Raw genomic sequence first — 22,703 nt, forward strand, 5'->3', positions numbered from 1 at the left:
TCACTGCGGAGTACTTCCTTGTCCTCGGTTGGATTTACCGGTGTAAATCACTTCGGTCACTTCTTGTTCGGCCAGATCGGGTCGCTTCCCGCCGAGGCCGGGCAGGAGGCTGCTTCCTCGGTAGCTCAGGAAGGTCTGCAGAAGCCCGATCGTCAGGAACACCGATACAACAGTGAACCCGATCCAGTATTCGGTCGGAAGCAGAACCCCCAATGCGCCGCCGAGTACCCAGCTCAGCTGCAGAACCGTCTCGGATCTACCGAATCCGGACGCGATCGATTCCTCGGGCAGGTCGTGCTGGAGTGACGCGTCGAGTGAGACCTTGGCGAGCGCGCTGGCGGCCGATGCGATGAGCGTGGCAAGCGCGGCCGTCATGAGGTTGTCCGTCAGAGCTGCGATCACCGCGATGATCCACACCGACGCAGTACACCGGAGCACGATCAAGGCAGGCCGGCCGAGCTTGAGGCGTGCACCCGTGGCATTTCCGGCGAAGTTACCCAGACCGGCTGCTGCGCCGACCAGGCCGAGCATCATGGCCTGCTGGAGCGGCTCGTGATCGGTGCGTGATTTGGCGACGAACGCGATGTAGAGCGTCAGGAAGCCGGTGAGCACGCGAATGGTGCCGTTGCCCCAGAGTCCGATGATCACGGCGCGTCCGAGAGGCTGACGGACCTTGGCAGGTTTGGCGTCCGGCTGCGGTGGGGCGCTGCCGGCGTGATGCGCTTCGTCCGGGTGGTAGGTGATGGTCGCGGGAACCTCACCCTCGGTGACCTCGACCCACGACGGGATTCGCATGCTCAGATATGCGCCGAACACGGTGACGGCGACCGCGAACCACAAGGCGCCGGTGGAACCGAAAGCCAGCGCGAGCGCACCTGCGACAGCGCCGGCCCCGATCGTTCCACCGATCAGCCCGAAGACCGTCAGACGCGAATTCACGCGCACCAGGTCTATTTCCGGTGGTAGGACGCGTGGTGTCACTGCGCTCTTGAGCACCGAGAACGATTTACTGAGCACCATCATGCCGAGCGCGGCCGGATAGAGGATCCAACTGTCGAAGTTGAAGACCAGGATCACCGCGAGGAGCGTCCGGATTCCGAACGACGACGCGAGTGCGATGCGGCGTCCGCGCTGCAACCGGTCGAGCATGGGGCCGATGAGCGGTGCGATGACCGCGAACGGTGCGATCGTGATCAGGAGATAGAGCGCGACCTTGGTCTTGTCCTCGCCCGTCGCGGCCGAGAAGAACAGCGTGTTGGCCAGAGCGACGGAGATCGCCGCGTCGGTCGCGTTGTTCGTCATCACCGCGTAGGTGAGAGCGGTCAGACCGGACTTGTCCGCGCCGTCGGCCTTCGCCGCGCGCTGGAAGGTCGCGATGCCCTTGTTCGTCAGTTCGCGGCTGCGCATCGCTGCGACGCGAGTGACGGTGAGCTTGCGAGGCATCGGTGGAGCCTTGGGAGCGTCCGCCCCCGGCGTCTTCGAACCGGCCGCGGATTCGGAGTCTCCCCGCGATTCGGGAATCGGATGCAGCGGTGGCAAAGGCGTGCGACGGGCAGCGGGACGGGCCGAAGGTGGGTAATTGTCCGGGCGGGCCGCGGGTGGGTAATTGTCGTAACCGGGGTGCACCTGTTGCCCCTCCGGCTCGTCGTGGATTCGCCGAGTTTCGGGGTCGTAGGGTTCGCGCGGTCCGGTCACCACTCAATTCTGTCCTAGTGTCGGCGCGGCTACCACGCACACCCCTGCGAGTCCTGTGTCATGTCGGACTCAGTTAACAAAACGGACTTCGAACATCTGCGGCCAATACTTGCCGGTGAGCAGGAATCGATCGGTACCGGGAATCTGCGCGATGCCGTTGAGAACGTCGACGGTGCTGGTCGATCCGTCCGCGACGAGTTCTTCGCGTAGCGGCGAAGCGTCGTACACGTTCGTGACGCTGCCGTCCGATGGGTCGATTCGGACGACGGTGTCCGTGGTCCAGACATTGGCGTAGACGGAGCCGTCTTCGGCGCATTCCAATTCGTTCAGCTTGCCGACGGACTCCGAAGATCTGGTGACGTCGACGGTCGAGATCGGCGCAAAGGTTTCGGGATCGCGAAAGGTCAACGTGGCCGAACCGTCGCTCGAGACAATCCGATCCCCGAGCGAACAGATTCCCCATCCCTCGGTGTCGAGTGGGAACCGCCCCCGTTCGGTCAAGGTGTCCTTGTCACGGGCGATGGCAACGCCGTCTTTCCAGGTGAGTTGCCACAGTGTGTCTCCGGCGACCGTGATGCCCTCACCGAACAACGGCGGGTCGAGATCGGCACGCGCAACTTCCGGTCCCGAAGCGGGGGACTGCTCGTCGGAGATCTCGCTCGAGCGCACCCAGGACTGCCCGACGCGTCCGGTGCTTTCGTACAACCGGTTTCCGTCGATCTCGAGGCCCTGCGTGAACGCGTCGGGATCGTGCGCGGACACTCGAACGATCTCGACGGAGCCGGTTTCGGACGTGAGGTTGTCGGGAGCGCCGGGGGAATCGGAGCACCCCGCCAAGGCCGAGGCGATCACGGCGACCACTGCAAAAGTGCGCACGGAATTGGCGTGTGACCTACTCATCTGCCCAGCATGGCAGCCCAGTGCGTTGCGGACTTGCGGTGGTGCGGCAAACTGGAGGAGTGAGTGTTGCTACTTCTCCAGAGCGTGCAGTGCCGCGCCCAGTACTGGCCGATGCGGTCGAGCTTGCCCGAAAGGCAGTCGTCGACCTGCATGAAGGCGGTGTGGGGGCATACCTCGGCGTGACGTCGGAGGACGAATTTGCCGCCACCCATCGATTTGCAGCAGACATTCCGGGATACCGCGGTTGGCAGTGGGCGGTTGTCGTCGCTGCCGGACCGGAGGACACCCACGCCACGATCAGTGAGTTGGCGCTGTTGCCGGGTCCCGACGCGTTGGTTGCGCCGGAATGGCTGCCATGGGATCAGCGGATTCGTCCCGGCGATCTGTCCGTCGGTGACCTACTCGCCCCGCCGGCCGAGGATCCTCGCCTCGTTCCCGGCTACGTCGCCACCGGTGACCCGGAAGTCGACGAGGTAGCTCTCGAAATCGGGCTCGGCCGCAAACAGGTCATGAGCCGCGAGGGCCGACTCGATGCCGCGCAGCGTTGGTTCGACGGTGACTTCGGCCCGGAGTCGGAGATGGCGAAGGCCGCGCCGTCGACGTGTGGACTGTGTGGATTCTTCCTTCCACTCGCCGGTTCGCTGCACGCAGCGTTCGGTGTGTGCGGAAACGAACTCTCCGCAGACGGCCGTGTGGTCAGCGTGTCCTACGGTTGTGGCGCGCACTCGGACACCAGCCTGCCGCTCGGTGCGGGCTCGCCGCAGTTCGACGCATTCGACGACGGGGCCGTCGAGCTGATTGCGGTGCCCGCTCGCCCGTCGAGCGCTGTTGCAGTTGAGGATTCGGTATCCACCGAGTAGAAGATCCGTTCGGTACGGACGCACTCCGCGAGGCGACGCTGCGCGCGTGGTCGGAATCTCCGACGCGATTGCGTGAAGACGCGGCTGCGGAATCCGACCTCGCAAAGGCCGGGTACCGCGACCGTCTGCTCACCGAACTGGCGCAGAACGCTGCCGATGCAGCTGCACGCGAGGGCGTCCAGGGCTCTTTGTGGGTGGATGTGGACGGTCGGACGCTGACGGTGGCGAACACGGGCCGTCCACTGGACGAATCCGGTGTACATGCGCTGACCGCGCTGCGCGCGTCGAACAAGGTCGACGCCGACGAAGGTGTGACGGGACGGTTCGGCGTCGGATTCTCGGCAGTTCTCTCGGTCAGTGACGAGGTGGAACTGCGCTCGTCGACGGGATCGATTCGATTCTCTGCCTCGCACACTCTGCGCGAGATCGAGTCTCGCGAACTCCCGGTACCGGAAACCAGTGTCCCCGTACTTCGTTTGGTGTGGCCGTCTGGCGAATTGCCGAGCGATGGTGCTGATTCGGAAGTGGTGCTGACGCTTCGGCCGGACGTCGATGCCGCGGCGCTGCTTTCGCAGATGACACGTGAGGCAGTCGACCTGCTGCTCGAACTCCCGGCTCTCGGATCAATTCGTCTGGGTGAGAAAACTTTTCGGCGATCGGAACGGGTGCTGGATTCCGGCCTCGTCGAGATCGCGATCGGTGATCGCACGTGGTGGCAGTACACCGCGCCGAACGCGCGATGGTTGGTGCCGGTCCGCGACGGGGTCGTCGAGCCGGTCGCAGACGACGTCCTGCGGGCGCCGACGCGATCCGACGAGGAGCTGTCGATCCCCGCGATCATCATTGCCGACATTGCAATGCAACCCGATCGGCGACGCATCATGCCCGCTGCACCGATCGCTCCGCTTGCCGAGGGGTACGCGAAGTTCCTTGCTGCACTACCTCCTCGGCAGCGAACGGCACTCGTCCCGATCCCTGCCTTTGCCCGCAGTGAAACGGATTCGCTTCTGCGCGAAGCGCTTCTGAAGGAGCTGCAGGAAAACGAGTGGCTTCCGGTGGTCGGTGAACCCGACCGCGCGCCGCAGCGAGCATCCGTGGTGCCCGGGCTCGGTGATGACCTTGCCGAGTTGCTCACCGACATCATCGGCGGCCTGGTTGTCCCCGAGCTCTCCGGCCCCAAGCACGAGCGAGCACTCGCGGCAGTGTCGACGCACCGCATCGGGCTCGCGCGCATCGCGGAACTGCTCAGCGGTTCGGAACGTGAACCGAAGTGGTGGAATCGACTCTATTCGGCTCTCGAGCCCTTGGTGATCGACACTCTTGCGGTGGAAGAGCTTGGAACACTGCCGGTTCCGCTCTCCGACGGACGGACGGTGACCGGGCCGCGGACCGTCGTCGTCGGCGTCGAACTGGGCGAAGACGCGCCGTCGGTGCAGTGGACGAGGTTGGTTCATCCCGTCGCGGTTCACCCGTTGCTCTCTCGATTGGGAGCGCAGACTGCGAGTGCCACCGACCTGCTGTCCGATCCGGCGCTGCGCGCATTGATCGAAGATGCTGCGGACCAAGATGATTCGGTAGCGACGGAGTTGGCGCAAGTGGTGCTCGGATTGGCGGCCCACGTGGCGCCAGGGGCGCTGCCGTCGTGGATCGGTGAAGTGCTGCTTCCTGATTCGGAGGGCGAATTGCGGTCCGCCGACCAACTTCTGCTTCCGGGAGCTCCCCTTGCAAGCGTCCTGGTCGAGGATTCTCCCTTCGGCATCGTCGACGCTGATTTTGTTCAGCAGGTGGGGGAGCAGGCGCTACGGGTAGTCGGTGTCGGGTGGGGTTTCACGGTGGTCCGTGAGGAATTGCCTTCCGGCCCCGATCACGATCTCGACGCCGAAGACGCATGGTGGGACACCCTCGACGAGGACCCCGAATACATCGAAGCCGTGCGCGATCTCGATCTCGTGGACGAAGACCGCTGGCCGCAGGCGTTGTCGCTGCTGGTCGAGTCGCCGGCGACGCGGGCGCTGCTCACCGACCGTCGTGGATACACGGCGTGGTGGTTGCGTTCGAATGCCGAACTCGGCGGTGAGGTGCTGGGCTTGCTGCGCGCTCCGGGCGATCGCACCTTCGAGGGATTGCTCGATGCTGCCGAACACCCCGACGCCGGATTCTTCTCCGGATTGCTGGCATCGGATACTGTCGACGATCCGGAACTGGCTCAGCTGCTGCTCGATCGGCTTGCCGACCCACTACGGATGCCGGCCTCCGCCGTCGTCGCGCGGACGCACCGACTACTGGGTGAGGCAGCGCAGCGACGGGTTCTCGACCTGGAGGAACTGCACCTGCCTCCGTTCGTGCGAGGCCTTTCCGGCGATCTGGTCGATCCCGGCGACGCCCTTGTTCTCGACCGACCGTGGCTGGGAGCGGCACTACCTGCACAACGAGTGGTGCTCGGCAGCTTCGAGACGGCCGACGCACTGGCAGATCTACTCGACGTCGCGACGGCGTCTGCATCCGTTCACGGACGAGTGAGCAGCACCGGCGTCGTCACGACGTGGGCGAACGAACCGCAGGCAGTTCTCGGCTTCGCAGCCCTCGGCCGTGAGGTACCCAGCGGCGAGGTAGTGATCCATCACGAACTGACGGTGGAACTGACGGGGGCGGTCGAGACGACGGTGATCGTGCCGTGGTGGGTGGACTCGGACGGCGTTCATCACGTGATGCGTACGTGGACTCTGCCGCAAGGAATGTGAGGGCAGATGTCTTTTGATCAGTGGGTACTCGACAGCGCAGTGAGTCAGCGGACGGCGTGGCTCGTGGACGTCGTCGACGTCATCACCGACAGCGGCGGAACCCTCGCGTCGTGGCTGATCGCGACGCTGCTCACGATCGTGCTTCTGGTTCGGAGACTGCGTACCGAAGCTCTGCTGATCGCCGGATCGATGTTGACCGGTCTGCTCGTGATGAGCGGATTGAAGCGCATCTTCACGCGAACCCGCCCACCCGTTCCGGAGAGATTGATCGAAATCGATTCGTATTCGTTCCCGTCGGGCCACGCGATGATGAGCGCGATACTCGCGACTTCGGTTGCCGCCGTGATCCTTCGTCTTGCCTTGCCGAGGCTCGCGAAGATGGCAATGCTCGCGAGCCTCGGCCTGTACACGATCGCCGTCGGATTCTCCCGCGTCTACCTGGCTGCCCATTGGATGACCGATGTACTGGCAGGTTGGGCGTTCGGGATGATGTGGGCCGGGGTGTGGATCTGGGGAACCGCGCAGATCAGAAAGCGCCGGGCGCTGGTTACTTCGTGAGCTCGGCGAGTAGTTGGCTCGTGGCCCACGGCAAGCTCAGTGCCGAGCTTGCGGTCAAGGCCGCACCGACCTGCGGAGCCTGATCGTCGTTGACGTAGACGACGCGATTGTCCTTGACCACGTCGAGTTGCTGGAAGCCAGGGTTGTTTCGGACCGCCTGTGCGGCATCGGGATTGCCGATGACAACGAGACGGTCCACGTCGAGAAGATCCAGTCGTTCGGTGGAGATCGGCGCGTAGAACTCACCGTTCATCAAGGCCTCGACCGCGGGAGCAGGTTTGAATCCGAGACTGCCGAGAACCCGTCCGCGGGCGTCCTCGGAGGAGAAGGCGTAGAACTCCGGGGTCGCGTCGACGCTGATGATCACCGCGGTCTGGTCTGCAAATTCCGGGTGAGCGCTTCTGGCGTCGGCGAACTGCTTGTCGATATCGGCGACCAACTTCTCGCCGTCGGCTTCGCGACCCACTGCCTTCGCTGCGGTCTTCGTCGTGATCTGCCACGGAGTTGCGTAGTCGCCGTAGGCCGGATCCTTCGCGACGGTCGGGGCGATCGCGGAAAGTGTGCTGTACAGGTCTTTGTCGATGCTCGAGTAGAGCGCGAGGATCAGGTCGGGCTCGAGCGCAGCGATCTTTTCGACGCTGATCGTGGTTTCGGGATTGCTGCCGACGACGGTCGGTTCGGTTCCGCCCCAAGGGCCGGTGACCCATGGCCACGTGCGGTTGACGTCCGGTTCGCCCGGGTACTGGTTGACCATTCCGACGGGCTTGACGCCCAGGGCCAACAGAGCCTGCTCGTCGTTGTAACCGACGGTGACGATCCGTTGTGGTTCGGAATCGATCGTGGTGCTGCCGAAAGCGTGATCGATCGTGACGGGGAAGGCGCCACCACCGGAACTCGACGAACTACTTGCTGCGTCGTCGTTCGAACTGCAGGAGACGAGTGCTGTGCCGACCAGGGCGACCAGGGCGACCACAGCAACGGATGTCAGTCTCGTCCAACGTCCTCGGCTTTTCCAACGATTTCGGTGCGAGATCTTCACGGCTACGTGGTTCCTTTCAGCATTGACAAGCTAAGACCGACACTGGAGTGCAGGGTAGGCTTACCATACTGAAAGGGTGAATCGACCTGCTCAGTCGACCAGACCGGCGCCCTGTTGTGCGCCCTTGTCACCGCGCACAGCTGCGCGTCGTTGAATGGAGAACAGAGCGAAGCCGAGGAAGCCGACTCCGATACCCGCGTAACAGATCGGGAGTGCATCCGACCAACGATCGCCGCTCACCGCGACCACGATCGTGGCGATCACCCACAACGCGGTGCCGATGATCAGTGCCGGCGCGGGTGCGGACAATTTGCCGATCAGGCCTGTTGTGTTGCGAGTCTCCGTCACAAAATTAACGCTACCCGTACCCCGGTGGCCTACTCTCCCTAGTGCGACCGGCTTCATGTGCGCCGGCACACGGCGACCTACAGCGATGGGGAAAGAACAAACATGGCGGCACCCGGCAAGATCCTCGACACCTATTTCAAGATCAGCGAACGAGGGTCGACGATCTCGACCGAGATTCGCGGCGGTGTCGTCACCTTCGTGGCGATGGCCTACATCGTGGTCCTCAACCCCCTGATCCTCGGCAGTTTCTCGGCTGACGACGCTGCAGCGAAGACCGACGTTCTCGGCAACATCCTTCCGGTCAACCAGGTGGCTGCGGTCACCGCTCTGGTTGCCGGCCTGATGAGCATCGTCTTCGGTGTCGTTGCCAACTATCCGTTTGCCATCGCCGCGGGTCTCGGCATCAACAGCCTGCTCGCCGTCACAATCGCACCTCAGGTCACCTGGCCCGAGGCGATGGGCCTGGTGGTCATCGACGGTGTGATCATCGTTCTGTTGGCACTCACCGGTTTCCGAACTGCGGTGTTCAATGCGATTCCCTCGGCATTGAAGTCCGCGATCGCGGCCGGTATCGGCATGTTCATCGCCTTCATCGGACTGGTCGACGCCGGATTCGTCCGCCGTATCCCCGATGCCGCCGGTACGACGGTTCCCGTCGGACTCGGAATCAACGGCTCGATCGCTTCGTGGCCGACCGTGGTGTTCATCTTCGGTGTGCTGCTCATGGGTGTTCTGGTAGTGCGCAAGGTTCGTGGTGGACTGCTGATCGGCATAGTCGTCACGACGATCCTCGCCGCGATCATCGAGGCAGTTGCCGACGTCGGACCCTCGCTCGGAACCAACCCCAAGGGCTGGAACCTCAGCATCCCCGCGATCCCGGAGATGCTCGGTGGTATGCCTGATCTGAGCCTGGTCGGCGACGTCAGCATCTTCGGCGCATTCACCCGCATCGGTGTTCTGGCCGCCAGCCTGCTTGTCTTCACTCTCGTGCTGGCGAACTTCTTCGACGCCATGGGCACGATGACGGGTCTCGGTAAGGAAGCCGGCCTGACCGACAAGGACGGAAACCTCCCCAACGTCGGTCGCGCGCTTGTCGTCGAAGGCGCGGGCGCGATCGTGGGCGGTGGCGCTTCGGCGTCGTCGAACACCGTGTTCGTGGAATCCGCGTCGGGTATCGCCGAAGGCGCCCGCACGGGCCTGGCAAACGTCGTGACCGGACTGCTCTTCCTCGTCGCGATGTTCCTGACGCCGCTCTACTCCGTCGTGCCGATCGAGGCAGCTGCGCCTGCCCTCGTCGTCGTCGGTGCGCTGATGATCGGGCAGGTCCGAGACATCGATTTCACCAAGTTCTCGGTTGCTCTCCCGGCGTTCCTGACCATGATCGTCATGCCGTTCACCTACTCGATCGCCAACGGCATCGGCGTCGGCTTCATTTCATGGGTGGTCCTGCACGCTGCCAGCGGTGGTATCAAGAAGATCCACCCGTTGCTCTGGATCGTGGCGGCACTTTTTGTGGCCTACTTCACTGTCGGACCCATTACCGACGCCCTTACGTGAAATCAGGGTTGACCGGTATTCGATTACGTGAGCTACCGGCCAGCTCTTGACGTATTGTCTGACGCGTGACCACCGAAACTCGTGCGCTGGCCAGCGATCTTTCCCTGGCTGTAGTGCGTCTCACCAGGCATCTGCGCGGCCGCAGAGTCGACGCTCAGGTATCGCTGACGCAACTGTCCGCCTTGGCGAGCCTGGATCAGTACGGCCCGATGACTCCTGGCGTACTCGCAGCACGTGAGAAAGTGCAGCCGCCGTCGATGACGCGCGTTGTTGCTTCTCTCGCCGAGCTCGGTCTGGTCGAGCGCTCGCCGCATCCCACGGACGGTCGTCAGATCATCGTAAATCTGTCCGACGCCGGGCAGGCGTTGCTCGCGGACGAAACCCATGCGCGTGAGGCGTGGATGAACGAGCAGCTGGCCGGGCTGGGTGGCGAAGAACTCGCGACGCTGCGCGGTGCCGTCGAGATCATCACCGAGATGGTCAACAAGACGGAGTAGCTCCGTGAGTTAGAGGTCGCGTAGCTCCGCTACCTAGAGGTCGTTGCCCAAACGAATTACTCGAGGGGCAAGATAGTGGGGTGCCCCGAGACCCCGATTCCGGCATGTTTGCCGCGCTCCACAACCGCAACTACCGCCTTTGGGCTTCCGGACAGATCGTTTCTCTGGTCGGCACGTGGATGCAACGCATCGCCCAGGACTGGCTGGTACTGACGCTCTCGGACGGCAATGCGCTGGCGGTGGGCATCGTCATGGCCTTGCAGTTCGGCCCGACGCTGTTCTTGTCGGTGTGGGGTGGGGTGCTTGCCGATCGGTACGACAAGCGTCGGATCCTGATCTTCACGCAGTGGGCGAGTGCGGTATGCGCGCTGGTGTTGGGTCTGCTGGACGTCGGTGGGCTCGTCGCGTTGTGGCATGTCTTCCTGATTGCCTTTGCCCTCGGCTGTGTCTCGGCGCTCGACGCACCCGTGCGTCAATCGTTCACCATCGAAATGGTGGGCAAGGAACACCTGTCCAACGCCATCGCGCTCAACTCCATGACGTTCAACACGGCCCGCATCGTCGGTCCGGCCATCTCGGGTGTGCTGATCAACCTGATCGGAACAGGGTGGGTGTTCCTGCTCAACGTCGCGACATTCGGTGGGGTGCTCATCGCGCTCTACCTGATGAACAAGAAGGAGTTGATCCCGTCGGAACCGGCCCCGCGCACCAAGGGGCAGGTGCGCGACGGGTTCCGATATGTATGGGGCCGCAAGGACCTTCGCGTGATCATGGTGTCGGTCTTCATGGTCTCGACCTTCGGCCTGAACTTCGCGATCAGCCTGGCGGTGATGGCGCGCAACACGTTCGGCCTCGAGGCCGACGGTTACGGATTGCTGTCCACGACGCTCGCCGTGGGCACCCTTGCCGGCGCTGCGTACGCCGCAAGACGGAAGGAAGCGCCGCGGTTGCGGACGTTCCTCGGTGCCGCCGTGGCTTTCGGTGTTTTCGAGGTCGCGGTGGGATTGATGCCCACCTACGCGTTGGTGGCGCTGATGTTGATCCCCACGGGCGCACTGACGTTGACGTTCACGACGTCCGCGATGAACATCCTGCAGATGTCGGTGCCTTCCGAGATGCGCGGGCGGGTGATGGGTATCTACATGCTCAGTTTCCTCGGTGGCACACCGCTGGGAAGCCCGTTGCTGGGTTGGCTCGCCGACTCCGTGGACCCACGTGCGCCCTTGATCGTGGGCGGAGTGATCTCGCTCGTCTCGGGCACTGTGGCCGGGGTGTACCTGCTACGCAGCGAAGGGCTGAAACTTCGTCTTGCGCGACCGGAAGACGGTGGCAGGCTACCGGTTTTCGTCCTGCGTCCGGTGATCGTATGCGACGCGACCGAACAGGCAGTCGAGGCTAGCCGCGCGCCGTGACCTTCTCACGCTTGGGAAACACCGTGTAGCTCAGGGCGATTGCTCCCCAGATTGCGAGTACCACTGTCAGCTTGCTGATCCATCCGTCGAGGGCTCCAGTACGGGTGGGGTCGTCGACGAGGAAGATGGCCGCGCCGAGAAGTCCGCACGCGACGGCCCAGGCGATCGCGGCTTTGCCGAACTCGCGCCATTCGCGCAGTGCTCGCGCACTCCCGTACTTGGGTGGTGCGACGGGAGCCGGGCCGCCGGCAAATCGGTAGGCGAACCTGGCGTCGGCCCAGGAGATGAGGCTGTGTCCGAACGCGACGGAGAATCCGATGTAGGCCGCGGCAAGCCCATGGGTGAAGTTCGCCTCGCCACCGCCACGAAGATCGAGGGCTGTGGCGACGAGCAGTACGACATCCACCAGGGGCGCGCAGATGAGCAGTGCGGCGCCCAGCGTTTTGCGGCGCAGTAGATAGCGGGCCGCGAGACCTGCGGCGATGAACACCCAGAACATGATTTCGCACGCGATGATCAAGTGGACGATCATGACATCAGCTCATTTCTAGTACGACTGTGTTAGTGATTGAAAACTAGCACAGCTGTGTTAGTTTTGTGAAGTGGTGAAACGTAGCAGTCCGGATGAGCGGCGTGAAGAGATCGCCGAGGCCGTGTGGCGTGTGATCCGTCGAGACGGTGTGGCGAGCGCCAGCGTCCGGGCGGTCGCGGACGAGGCGAAGATGTCGACGGGGTCGCTACGGCACTTCTTCGCGACGCAGTCCGAACTCTTGCTGTTCGCGATGACGCTCGTGACCGTCCGGGTGGAGGAAAGGATTGCCGGCATCGACTTCGATCCCGACATCCGCCGCGCGATCCGTCAGTTCACCGATCAGTTCGTTCCCCTCGACCAAGATCGGCGTGAAGAAATGCAGGTTTGGGAGGCCTTTGCTGCTGCCGCCCAGACCGATTCGGCGTTGACGGCGGTGCGTGACGAGACAGACCGGACCTTGTTCGAGCACTTTCGTTCGTTCGTGGAAGCGGCGCATCGAGCGGGTTTTCTACGGCCGGGTGCCTCGGTCGACATCGAGGCGATGAGATTGCATGCGCTCGCCGACGGGCTCGCGTCGCACGGCGTCGACAATCCCGAGCGAACCAATCCAGAGGTGATCAGCCAGGTGCTCGACGCGCATTTTGTCACGCTGTTGCGCTAGGTCGGGAGTAGTGGTGGGGGCTCGCGGTGCGTACGGCACGATAGACCCGTGGTTCACGTCATCGACATCTCAGATCCCGCCGATCCCCGGCTGGATGACTTTCGCGATCTCAACTCTTCGGATCGGCGCCCCGACCTGCCGGAGGGCAAGGGACTGGTCATCGCCGAGGGAGTGTTCGTCACTCAGCGACTGCTGACTTCGCGGTTCGAGCCGATCAGTCTCCTCGGCGTCGAACGACGGCTCCTGGAGCTCGCTGACGATCTCGACGGTGTGGACGTGCCGTTCTACCGTACGAGCGCCGAAGTGATGGCCGAGGTCGTCGGATTTCACCTCAACCGCGGCGTCCTCGCTGCAGCAGCACGCCCGGCACCGCTCGCGGTCTCGGACGTGTTGAAGGACGCGAAGACCGTCGTGGTCCTCGAAGGCGTCAACGATCACGAGAATCTCGGCTCGATGTTCCGCAACGCGGCGGGGCTCGGTGTCGATGCAGTTCTGTTCGGGAAGGGTTGTGCCGACCCGCTGTACCGGCGGTCGGTCCGTGTGTCGATGGGGCACGTGCTGCGAGTGCCCTTCGCGCATGTGGCAAAGTGGCCACACGACTTGGATGAGCTGCGTGGCAACGGTTTTCAGCTCATTTCCTTGACTCCGAATCCGGAAGCGGTCACTTTGGCCGAAGCGATGACCGGGGAGAAGGTAGCGCTACTGCTGGGCGCCGAGGGGCCAGGTTTGACCGAACATGCGATGCGGGCCACCGACATTCGTGCCAAGATACCCATGGCGCCCGGCACCGACTCGCTCAACGTCGCGACCGCAGCGGCGATGGCCTTCTACGAACGTGTCAGGACCGGCCGGTGACTCAGGACCGCACGCCCTGGTTCACCGGAATCGCGGTGTCGGTGTTCGCAGCCATGCTCTCGACCAGTGCCGTCGCGGCGTTCTGTGTCGCGCTGGGCAACGTGAACGTGCTCCTGGCGGTTGTCGTCAATGTCATTGCGGTAGGCGGACTTGCGCCGACCGTCTGGCGCTGGCGAGCCGTCCCCGTCTGGCGATGGGTGGTCTACGGCGCGGTAGCCGGCGTACCGCTCGGGTGGATCGCAGCGATAGCCGCGTGAACCTGTGAGGCTGCTCGGCGCTACTTGAAGCCGAAGTACCGAGCGAGGCGGCCGCGCGGCTTGGCCACCGGTGCGTCGTGGATCGGCGGCATGTTTTCGGGCATGGGTACCTCTGTCTGCGCCTGCTCGGGCATCGGCGCGGGGGCTGGGGGTGCAGGTTTGGGTGCCTCGCCGGGTCGGTGAATCTTGAAGCCCCACAGGAGAATCTGCGTTGTGTCGAGTTCGTGTTCTCGCGGCGCGCCGGTGTATCGAAATCCCAGCCACTCGAGGTTGGCGGACTCCGCGAACTGTTGCGGGTGGAACGGAAGTGACTGCGGATCAGGCAGGATCCCGGGCGGGTAACGCAGGGGATGGTTGCCGGCCCAGAATTCCAGTTCCCAGGTCTGTGGGATCCCCAGATTTTCGATGATGTCGATCGGGATGGCACTGAACGAGCGTCGTAGCTCGCCGTCCTCCCACAGTGCAAACGAACCCTGCGCGGTTTCGGGGACGGAGCTGATCAACAGCGTCGAGCCACCCTCTGCCGAAAGGTGCCAGGAATCAGGCAGTTTCGAGGGGACGAAGGTGCTGAGTTCGGAGCTGCAGACGACACTCACTCGACCGTACGCGCCGACGAAGACGTAGCCGGGGCTCACCGTCGCGGCCATCGACAGCGGCTGAGGCCCGAGCGACTCGAACTCCTTGTCCGGGTACAGCGACATGGCGATTTTCAGGGCCTCGGTCTGATCCGGCTGTGGGTACCTGCTCAATTCGGTGCGAGCGTCTGCGCCGCCCAGAAACCAGATCGTCGATACCCGTGCAGCCACCGGCAGCCCTCTCTCCTCAGCCTCGCTCGAAAGAAGAATACTTTCCTTCGGGTCAGCGACCGCTGCTGCGGACCCCGAGGAGTACGTCGTCCCACGAGGGAAGAGCAGGCCGTCCGCGCTTGTCCTTGGTCTGCGTCTGCTGCGGAGCGGTTTTCGGGGTCACATCCGGTGCGGGTTCGGGAACCTCTTCGGTGACGACGGTTTCCGGCTCGACAGCAATCGGTTCGGGCGCCACGATCCGTTCCGCCACCACCGTCCGCTCGGGGACTGCTGTCCGCTCGGAAACTGCTGCGGGCTCGGGCTCGATCTCCGCCACCGGTTCGACGTCGAATCGGGACAGTTCGAGCTGCTGCGGCTCGTTCGAGACCACCGGTACCAGGCCGCGGAGCGGGCGACCGAAGTCGGGATCGATCAAGTCGAATGCCGCGTCGTCGAGTGCGACGATCGTTCCGCCGTGCGCGTCTGGCTGGTAGCGCCAGTGCGCGGCGTTGGTGGTGCGGCCGGCCTGCCACTGCAACTGCGCGACCCACTGATTGTCCTCGTCGCGCCAGGCATCCCAGGTGGCCTCGTCGATACTGTGGCCGCGGGCGCGGAATGCGTGGGTCACGATTTCGGAGAGGGTGGGAACTGTCGGACCGTTGTCGCGCACCGGGTGTCCGCCCTGCGCCATTTCCGCGGCGCGGGAGCGCTCGAGCAGAACGGGGTACGCAAAGCGCTCGACCTTGCTGATGGGGATCTTCGCTTCTTCGGCGACCTGCTCTACGGAAGCACCGGAACGAATGCGCGCCTGAATTTCGCGGGGACGGAGTTGGCTTTCCATTTCGATCTCAATCTGGCCGAGTCGAGCCACGTCTCCGCGGGAAGCTGCACGAAGTTTGTCATCGGCGGGAAGCCGGAATTTCTGGCCGGTTTCAGCATCTGCGCACACCACATGCGATCCATCGGGTTCAAGTCCGATCACTCGAAGCTCTCGCACATTGACCTCCTTATCGCGCCGGCTCGCGACTTTGCGCCGCGCTCAACTGTAATTCATTCGTGACCATGGACTCGGCAGGACACGCAGGGCGAGATGACCTCGGATCCGCCCACCGGTGTGGTAGCTCACAAGGCCTGGCGCAAACGACGCTCGGCCCCCGACGTCATGCCGGGGGCCGAGCGGTGAAGCAAATGTGAAAATCAGCCGAGCTGAGAAACGACCCAGTCGATGCTCTTGGTGAGAGCGGTGACGTCATCGGGGTCGATGGCCGGGAACATGCCGACGCGCAGCTGGTTGCGGCCGAGCTTGCGGTACGGCTCGGTATCGACGATTCCGTTGGCGCGCAGGATCTTTGCCACCTCGGCAGCGTCGACGTCGTCGTTGAAGTCGATGGTGCCGACAACCTGCGAGCGGTGTGCCGGATCAGCGACGAACGGCGTTGCGAACTCACTGGCCTCGGCCCAGTTGTACAGGCGCGAGGACGAATCCGCGGTGCGAGCGGTAGTCCAGTCGAGGCCGCCGTTGCTGTTCATCCACTCGATCTGGTTGGCGAAGAGCAAGAGGGTGGCCAGGGCCGGGGTGTTGTACGTCTGATCCTTGGAGCTGTTGTCCACGGCGATGGGCAGCGAGAGGAAGTCAGGCGTCCAGCGTCCCGAATCCTTGATCTCCGCGATGCGTTCGAGGGCGGCCGGGCTCATCAGCGCGATCCACAGTCCGCCGTCTGCAGCGAAGCACTTCTGCGGAGCGAAGTAGTAGACGTCGGAATCGGCGACATTGACCGGAAGTCCGCCGGCGCCCGAGGTGGCGTCGATGGCGATCAGTGCGTTCTCCGAACCCGCGGGACGCGAGACGGGGATCGACACACCGGTGGAGGTCTCGTTGTGCGCCCAGCCGATGAGATCGACGGACGGGTCGGAGACCGGCACCGGTGCGCTGCCCGGATCGGCGGAAACGACGATCGGGTCACCGATGAACGGGTTGGCCTTGGCGACCGAAGCGAACTTGGAGCTGAATTCGCCGTTGGTCAGGTGCAGCGACTTCTCGCGGATGAGGCCGAATGCGGCCGCATCCCAGAACGCAGTGGTTCCGCCGTTGCCGAGGACGACCTCGTAGCCCTCGGGCAGTGAGAACAGATCGGCGAGGCCGGAACGAATGCTGGCCACAACGTTCTTGACCGGCTTCTGGCGATGGCTGGTGCCGAACACCGAAGCGCCCACCTCGACCAGGGACTGCAGCTGCTCGGGGCGAACCTTGGAAGGACCGCAGCCGAAGCGTCCGTCGGCGGGCTTGAGGTCGGCGGGGATGATCGGTGTGGAGGTCATCGCTTCTTTCTGTTCCTTCACTTGTGTTCTGTACTACCGTGATTGGCGAATTCGAGCGGGGTACTACGCGTGGCTGATCTGGTCCCAGCCCTCGACCGACTCCGGAGTACGGGGCGCCGGGCCGGTGTAGATGGCGGCCGGGCGTACCAGTTTACCGAGACGCTTCTGCTCGAGGATGTGTGCACACCAGCCGGCGGTGCGGCCACAGGTGAACATGGCAGGCATCATGTGCGCGGGAACCTCGGCGAAGTCGAGGATGACGGCGGCCCAGAACTCGACGTTGGTCTCGATCGCGCGATCGGGACGACGCTCACGCAGTTCTGCCAGTGCAGCCTGCTCGAGAGCTGCGGCAGCCTCGTAGCGGGGAGCGTTGAGGCGCTTGGCCGTGGCGCGGAGCACGCGTGCACGGGGATCTTCGGCGCGGTAGACGCGGTGTCCGAAGCCCATGAGCTTTTCCTTGCGGTCGAGGATTCCCTTGACCAGCGCGCGGGCGTCGCCGGTCTTCTCGGTCTCTTCGATCATCGGAAGAACGCGGGCCGGTGCGCCGCCGTGCAGCGGGCCGGACATCGCGCCGATGGCGCCGGAAAGCGAAGCCGCGACGTCGGCGCCCGTGGAGGCGATGACGCGGGCCGTGAAGGTGGAGGCGTTCATGCCGTGCTCGGCTGCCGAGACCCAGTACGCGTCGATTGCCTCGACGTGTGCCGGATCGGGCTCACCCTTCCAGCGAACCATGAAGCGTTCGGTGACGGTCTTGGCCTCGTCGATGCGGCTCTGCGGGACTGCCGGCTGGTAGATGCCGCGAGCGGACTGCGCGACGTACGACAGCGCCATGACGGATGCGCGGGCGAGCTGGTCGCGGGCGGTCTCGTCATCGATGTCGAGGAGCGGCTGGTAGCCCCAGATGGGAGCCAGCATCGCCAGTCCGGCCTGAACGTCGACACGGACGTCGCCGGTGTGAATGGGGAGGGGGAACGGCTCGGCCGGCGGGAGGCCGGGGCCGAAGCGGCCGTCGACGAGAAGGGCCCATACGTTGCCGAAGGTGACCCTCTGGCCGACCAGGTCTTCGATGTCGACTCCGCGGTAGCGCAGTGCGCCGCCGTCCTTGTCAGGTTCTGCGATATCGCTGGTGAAGGCGACGACGCCTTCGAGTCCGCTCACAAAATCGTCCGGTATTGCTGCGCTCGCTGCCATTCTCGTGGACTCTCCTCGTTCGAGTGCGCCAGGTCTACAGTCGCACTGCCTCAGCTTCAGTGACTGCGCCTCGGTGCTCGCAGGGATGAGCACGCACCGTGTTTTGTACTGCGCAATCGTCTCGTCCCGATTCGGTTGCTGTCGCTGGTGCGGCTCGCGGTCCGGGTCGGGTCTAGCCACGGCAAACTTTAGCGCGTGCCGCGTAGCCGTTGGCCAGTGAGTACCCGGGAGTAGCGTTCTCGGCTGTGTCGAATGAACGTCAGGACCCGCAGGCGGTGGACAACGAACTCGCGGCCATGCGTGTGGGCTATCCGCAAGCAGGCAGCGAATCGGAGTCCGTCGAGGACCGCATGAGTGCGGAATTGGATACTTCGGTTGTCGAAACCGGTTGGCTGCCCCTCATGCGCCAATGGCTCGTGGACGCCGTCGAAGCTGACGCGCCGGAGCCCAACGCCATGACTCTGTCGACGGTGGACGACGTTGGCCGTCCGGCGTCGCGCACCGTGCTCTGCAAAGGGCTCAGCGAGGACGGCGTCCTCTTCTTCACCAACTACGGATCCGACAAGGCTCGTCACCTCGACGCCCACCCGTACGCGTCGGCGAACTTCACGTGGCTGACCCTTGCCAGGCAGGTGATCGTCCGCGGCACCACCGAGCGGGTGAGTGCTCAACTGACGCAGGAGTATTGGCGAACCAGGCCTCGCGGTTCACAGCTCGGCGCGTGGGCGTCGTCGCAGTCTCGTCCGATCGACTCGCGTGCCGATCTCGACGAGCAACTGCGTGAGGTCGCTGCTCGATTCGGCGTGGACGGTGAGATTCCGGTGCCACCGAACTGGGGCGGGATTCTGATTCGGCCCGAGTCTGTCGAGTTCTGGCAAGGACGCGCGAACCGCATGCACAATCGAGTTCGCACGAGCCTGGTCGACGGACAGTGGTCCGCCGTCCGTCTCCAGCCGTGAGCCGGCTACTCGCGGACACGACTCCGCTCGAGAATCGCGACTATCGACGGCTGTGGACGGCCGGCATCGTCACCGTCATCGGCGCTCAGCTCAGCGTGGTCGCCGTACCGCAACAGGTGTACGAGATCACCCGAAGCTCGGCCTACGTCGGTCTGACGGGAATCTTCGGTCTGGTCCCGCTGGTCGTTTTCGGTCTGTGGGGCGGCGCACTGGCCGACGTCATGGATCGACGACGGCTGTTGATGATCACCTCGATCGGACTCGGCGTCACGTCGGTACTGTTCTGGATCCAGGCTGCCCTGAACGTGAACAACGTGTGGTTGGTGCTCGGATTGTTCTCGGTTCAACAGGCGTTCTTCGCGGTGAACCAGCCGACGCGAGCGGCGATCATCCCTCGGTTGATTCCGGGCAGGCAGTTACCGGCCGCGAACTCGCTGAACATGACTGTCGTGCAGTTCGGTGCGATAGCCGGCCCGCTACTGGCGGGTGTCCTCATACCGTCGGCCGGTCTGCAACTGCTGTACCTGCTCGACTCGATCTTTCTTCTCGCCACACTGTGGGCGGTATGGAAGCTCCCGGCGATTCCGCCGACCGGAACGTCTCGGCGAGCCGGATTGAGCGAGGTCCTCGGCGGTTTCACGTATCTCGCGACGCAGAAGGTTCTGCTCGCGTCGTTCGTGGTGGACATCATCGCGATGGTGTTCGGGATGTCGCGAGCACTGTTCCCGGAGATCGCTCACGAATCCTTCGGTGACCCCGCCAGCGGCGGTTTTGCGCTGGGACTGCTGTTCGCGGCGATGTCGGTGGGAGCCGTTCTGGGCGGAGTCTTCTCGGGTTGGTTGCCACGGGTTCAGTACCAGGGGCGAGCCGTTCTGGTCTGCATCGCGCTGTGGGGGCTGTCCATGGTCGGCTTCGGCGTTGCCGTGTACTTCGCGAGTCCCGGTTCCAGTGTGATTCTGCTCTGGGTGGCGGTCGCATTCCTGGCATTCGGCGGAGCCGTCGACATGGTCTCGGCGGCTTTCCGCAGCACGATGCTCCAGCAAGTGGCAACCGACGACATGCGCGGACGACTGCAGGGCGTGTTCATCGTGGTCGTGGCAGGTGGTCCGCGTATCGGTGACGTGCTGCACGGCGGTGCAGCCTTCCTGTTCGGGACCGGTGTCGCGGCAGCGGGCGGCGGCTTCCTGGTGATTGTCGGTGTTGTCCTTTCTGCCCTCGCATTTCCGGCATTCGTTCGCTACAAGGTGGGACGCGCCGTCTGACGTCCTGGTTAACCGGTCGCTCGTGGTGGAAACTGGTACGTATGACTGCGCCGCACAGCACGGGTAGGGGAGGGTTCGAGATCCGTGGTGGAGGCTATCGAGCCGAGATCGCCGCGGCCGGTGCCGGGTTGCGGCTACTCGATCACGAAGGACCGAACGGTCAGCGCGCGCTGACCGAGACCTGGGCACTCGGATCGAAGCCACCGCTGTCGGCCGGATTGGTTCTCGCGCCGTGGCCCAACCGAATTCGCGACGGGCACTTCATGTTCGACGGGATCGAGCATCAACTCGAGATCACCGAACCTGCGCTGGGGAACGCGAGCCACGGGTTCGTCCGGCGTCGCAATTGGAGCCTCGTGGACCACACGTACGAGCGCGTCGAACTGTCGGTCGACGTGGGACTTCACAAGGGTTGGCCCTATCCGTTGCAGCTGACGGTCGCCTACGAGGTCGGTGCCGACGGACTGACCGTCACGCACACGGCCACGAACAAGGGTGCGACCTCGTCGCCGTTCGGGCTCGGAATGCACACCTTCATTCGCGCCGGCGACTTTCCGCTCGACGAATGTGCTCTGCATCTGGCAGCAGGCACACGGTTGCCGATCGATCCGGCGAGGATGCTGCCGAACGCGTATTCGCAGGCAGTCGCCGGTACGGACTACGACTTCCGGACACCGAGACTGCTTGCCGGGGTGCAGTTGGACACTCCGTACAGCGCATTGGACGTCGTCGACGGCAGTGGTCGCACGCAACACGAGCTGCTGGCTCCGGATGGAACCGGCACTGCCCTGTGGACCAACCGCGAGTTCCCGTGGATTCAGGCCTTCATCGCAGATCCCGCCAACGACAAGGGGTATCCCGATCGCGGCCGCGCATTGGCTTTGGAGCCGATGACCTGCCCGCCTGACGCCTTCAACTCGGGCATCGATCTCCTGGTGCTTCATCCGGGTCAGACGTGGACGGGTAGCTGGGGCATCAAGGCGCTGTGATCCGGCTCTCATAACGTGGGATCGTGTAACACCAAGTAGGCATCAGCCGATAACAATCGGTTTTCGGTACCCCGTGTCAGTGGTCCGGAAGGTCCGACGTTGCTCCCATTTGCGAATTGCAGCCGAGATTTGCAGATCAGCGTGGGTAAATGCGCGATTCCGTAGACTGGAGTACCGGTCACGCGAGTGGGAAAGCCCAGACTGGAACATGTTTCAGTTTCGGTGGGTATGTCGGGTTCGTGAGTACCCGAAAAATAGCCGTGGAGCGACCCTCCTTCGGCACGATCTCTCCCGTGCGACTAGTTTCTAGTTGATCGCATGTAGTTACTCGTTGGTTCGAGCTTGAGAGGGATCCTTCGTGCCCGCTGACAATGACACAAAGCCCACGCTTACTTACCCCGGTGGTGAGTACACGATGTCCATTGCCAGGGCAACAGAGGGCAATGACGGCATCGAGCTGGGAAAGCTGCTGGCCACAACGGGGTACACCACCCTTGACCCCGGTTTTGTGAACACTGCATCCACCAGTTCTGCAATCACCTACATCGACGGTGAGAAGGGAATCCTGCGTTACCGCGGATATCCCATCGAGCAGTTGGCAGGTAAGTCGACGTTCATCGAGGTCAGCTACCTGCTGATCTACGGTGAACTGCCGACCGACGCCCAGCTCGAGTCCTTCACGGACCGCATCCGTCGACACACCCTGCTTCACGAGGACCTCAAGCGGTTCTTCGACGGATTCCCGCGCAACGCTCACCCGATGCCGGTTCTCTCGTCCGCAGTGAACGCATTGTCGGCGTACTACCAGGATTCGCTCGATCCCGAGGATCCGGAGCAGGTGGAACTGTCCACCATCCGTCTTCTCGCGAAGCTGCCGACCATCGCTGCGTACGCGTACAAGAAGTCCGTCGGACAGCCGTTCCTGTACCCGGACAACTCGTTGAACCTGGTCGAGAACTTCATGCGTATGACGTTCGGCTTCCCCGCCGAGCCGTACCAGGGTGATCCCGAGGTCGCCAAGGCACTCGACATGCTGCTGATCCTGCACGCCGACCACGAGCAGAACTGCTCCACGTCGACCGTGCGTATGGTCGGCTCGTCGGACGCCAACCTGTTCACCTCCGTCTCGGCCGGCATCAACGCACTGTGGGGCCCGCTGCACGGCGGCGCCAACCAGGCAGTGCTCGAGATGCTCGACGAGATCAAGGCCAGCGGCAGCACCGCAGCCGAGTTCGTCCGCAAGGTCAAGAACAAGGAAGACGGCGTGAAGCTCATGGGCTTCGGGC

At 63.8% G+C, this 22,703-nt stretch carries 22 protein-coding genes; 13 read left to right on the forward strand and 9 right to left on the reverse strand.

All coding sequences use genetic code 11. The features are described from left to right. A complete protein-coding gene (locus QM609_RS15925) occupies positions 1-1,695 on the reverse strand; it encodes an MFS transporter (protein ID WP_223304424.1) in 1,695 nt (564 codons plus the stop codon). A 69-nt stretch (positions 1,696-1,764) separates the two neighbouring features. Continuing rightward, positions 1,765-2,595, reverse strand: a complete 831-nt coding sequence (locus QM609_RS15930) for a glutaminyl-peptide cyclotransferase (protein ID WP_073512664.1) — start codon at positions 2,593-2,595, stop codon at positions 1,765-1,767. Positions 2,596-2,633: 38 nt separating this feature from the next. Here QM609_RS15930 and QM609_RS15935 point away from each other — a divergent pair, with 38 nt between their 5' ends. The 3 genes from QM609_RS15935 to QM609_RS15945 all read left to right on the forward strand — a co-directional run bounded on the left by QM609_RS15935 (position 2,634) and on the right by QM609_RS15945 (position 6,754). Further along, positions 2,634-3,455: a DUF3027 domain-containing protein gene (locus tag QM609_RS15935; RefSeq protein WP_030535360.1), complete on the forward strand. Its 822-nt coding sequence runs from the start codon at positions 2,634-2,636 to the stop codon at positions 3,453-3,455. 68 nt (positions 3,456-3,523) lie between these two features. Then, positions 3,524-6,196, forward strand: coding sequence for a sacsin N-terminal ATP-binding-like domain-containing protein (locus tag QM609_RS15940; protein WP_050654715.1), 2,673 nt, complete (start codon positions 3,524-3,526; stop codon positions 6,194-6,196). 6 nt (positions 6,197-6,202) lie between these two features. Continuing rightward, entirely contained in the window at positions 6,203-6,754 is a 552-nt protein-coding gene (locus QM609_RS15945) for a phosphatase PAP2 family protein (RefSeq protein WP_050654714.1), read from the forward strand. Here QM609_RS15945 and QM609_RS15950 read toward each other — a convergent pair. Both QM609_RS15950 and QM609_RS15955 read right to left on the reverse strand, forming a co-directional pair. Beyond that, positions 6,744-7,793 carry an iron-siderophore ABC transporter substrate-binding protein gene (locus tag QM609_RS15950; RefSeq protein ID WP_050654713.1) on the reverse strand — a complete coding sequence of 350 codons (1,050 nt, stop codon included), beginning with the start codon at positions 7,791-7,793 and terminating at the stop codon, positions 6,744-6,746. The two genes, QM609_RS15945 and QM609_RS15950, sit on opposite strands and share 11 nt — an antisense overlap. A 90-nt stretch (positions 7,794-7,883) precedes the next feature. Further along, positions 7,884-8,141: a DUF2530 domain-containing protein gene (locus QM609_RS15955; RefSeq protein ID WP_007733492.1), complete on the reverse strand. Its 258-nt coding sequence runs from the start codon at positions 8,139-8,141 to the stop codon at positions 7,884-7,886. 102 nt (positions 8,142-8,243) lie between these two features. On the opposite strand from QM609_RS15955, the gene QM609_RS15960 reads away from it, so the two are divergent. The 3 genes from QM609_RS15960 to QM609_RS15970 all read left to right on the forward strand — a co-directional run bounded on the left by QM609_RS15960 (position 8,244) and on the right by QM609_RS15970 (position 11,607). Next, entirely contained in the window at positions 8,244-9,698 is a 1,455-nt protein-coding gene (locus tag QM609_RS15960; RefSeq protein WP_003940242.1) for an NCS2 family permease, read from the forward strand. 65 nt (positions 9,699-9,763) lie between these two features. Continuing rightward, complete coding sequence (locus QM609_RS15965) at positions 9,764-10,195, forward strand: MarR family winged helix-turn-helix transcriptional regulator (protein ID WP_003939901.1); 432 nt, start codon at positions 9,764-9,766, stop codon at positions 10,193-10,195. A gap of 104 nt (positions 10,196-10,299) precedes the next feature. Next, positions 10,300-11,607, forward strand: coding sequence for an MFS transporter (locus QM609_RS15970; protein ID WP_007733487.1), 1,308 nt, complete (start codon positions 10,300-10,302; stop codon positions 11,605-11,607). Here the strand turns inward: QM609_RS15970 and QM609_RS15975 are convergent. After that, positions 11,591-12,139, reverse strand: a complete 549-nt coding sequence (locus tag QM609_RS15975) for a hypothetical protein (RefSeq protein ID WP_003940103.1) — start codon at positions 12,137-12,139, stop codon at positions 11,591-11,593. The genes QM609_RS15970 and QM609_RS15975 overlap by 17 nt on opposite strands. Positions 12,140-12,209: 70 nt before the next feature. Here QM609_RS15975 and QM609_RS15980 point away from each other — a divergent pair, with 70 nt between their 5' ends. Genes QM609_RS15980 through QM609_RS15990 form a run of 3 tightly spaced genes read left to right on the forward strand, consistent with a single transcriptional unit; the run spans position 12,210 to position 13,912 of the window. Further along, positions 12,210-12,800 carry a TetR/AcrR family transcriptional regulator gene (locus QM609_RS15980; protein WP_037128521.1) on the forward strand — a complete coding sequence of 197 codons (591 nt, stop codon included), beginning with the start codon at positions 12,210-12,212 and terminating at the stop codon, positions 12,798-12,800. A gap of 48 nt (positions 12,801-12,848) precedes the next feature. Beyond that, positions 12,849-13,655 carry a TrmH family RNA methyltransferase gene (locus QM609_RS15985; protein WP_003939731.1) on the forward strand — a complete coding sequence of 269 codons (807 nt, stop codon included), beginning with the start codon at positions 12,849-12,851 and terminating at the stop codon, positions 13,653-13,655. Then, positions 13,652-13,912, forward strand: a complete 261-nt coding sequence (locus QM609_RS15990; protein WP_030535366.1) for a DUF2537 domain-containing protein — start codon at positions 13,652-13,654, stop codon at positions 13,910-13,912. The genes QM609_RS15985 and QM609_RS15990 overlap by 4 nt, the downstream gene beginning before the upstream one ends. 20 nt (positions 13,913-13,932) lie before the next feature. Here QM609_RS15990 and QM609_RS15995 read toward each other — a convergent pair whose 3' ends face one another. From QM609_RS15995 to QM609_RS16010, 4 genes are all read right to left on the reverse strand, one after another. Beyond that, a complete protein-coding gene (locus tag QM609_RS15995; protein WP_050654712.1) occupies positions 13,933-14,718 on the reverse strand; it encodes a DUF6928 family protein in 786 nt (261 codons plus the stop codon). Between the two features lie 52 nt (positions 14,719-14,770). Then, positions 14,771-15,694, reverse strand: a complete 924-nt coding sequence (gene sepH, locus QM609_RS16000; protein WP_050654711.1) for a septation protein SepH — start codon at positions 15,692-15,694, stop codon at positions 14,771-14,773. 200 nt (positions 15,695-15,894) lie between these two features. Beyond that, positions 15,895-17,016 carry a phosphoserine transaminase gene (serC, locus tag QM609_RS16005; RefSeq protein WP_050654726.1) on the reverse strand — a complete coding sequence of 374 codons (1,122 nt, stop codon included), beginning with the start codon at positions 17,014-17,016 and terminating at the stop codon, positions 15,895-15,897. 63 nt (positions 17,017-17,079) lie between these two features. After that, positions 17,080-18,207 carry a citrate synthase 2 gene (locus QM609_RS16010; protein ID WP_003940025.1) on the reverse strand — a complete coding sequence of 376 codons (1,128 nt, stop codon included), beginning with the start codon at positions 18,205-18,207 and terminating at the stop codon, positions 17,080-17,082. A gap of 245 nt (positions 18,208-18,452) precedes the next feature. Here QM609_RS16010 and pdxH point away from each other — a divergent pair, with 245 nt between their 5' ends. The 4 genes from pdxH to QM609_RS16030 all read left to right on the forward strand — a co-directional run. Then, on the forward strand, positions 18,453-19,166 hold the full coding sequence (pdxH, locus tag QM609_RS16015) for a pyridoxamine 5'-phosphate oxidase (RefSeq protein ID WP_042921683.1): 714 nt from the start codon (positions 18,453-18,455) through the stop codon (positions 19,164-19,166). Beyond that, positions 19,163-20,428 (forward strand): MFS transporter, encoded by a 1,266-nt coding sequence (locus QM609_RS16020; RefSeq protein WP_021332219.1) that lies wholly within the window; start codon positions 19,163-19,165, stop codon positions 20,426-20,428. Before pdxH ends, QM609_RS16020 begins: the two co-directional genes overlap by 4 nt. 41 nt (positions 20,429-20,469) lie before the next feature. Beyond that, complete coding sequence (locus tag QM609_RS16025) at positions 20,470-21,417, forward strand: aldose 1-epimerase family protein (RefSeq protein WP_003939677.1); 948 nt, start codon at positions 20,470-20,472, stop codon at positions 21,415-21,417. 358 nt (positions 21,418-21,775) lie between these two features. Continuing rightward, positions 21,776-22,703, forward strand: a 928-nt coding sequence (locus tag QM609_RS16030; protein WP_283337311.1) for a citrate/2-methylcitrate synthase, incomplete at its 3' end; no start/stop codon positions are given.

This window comes from Rhodococcus sp. IEGM 1302 (assembly GCF_030056935.1).
GTDB classification, from domain to species: domain Bacteria; phylum Actinomycetota; class Actinomycetes; order Mycobacteriales; family Mycobacteriaceae; genus Rhodococcus_F; species Rhodococcus_F qingshengii.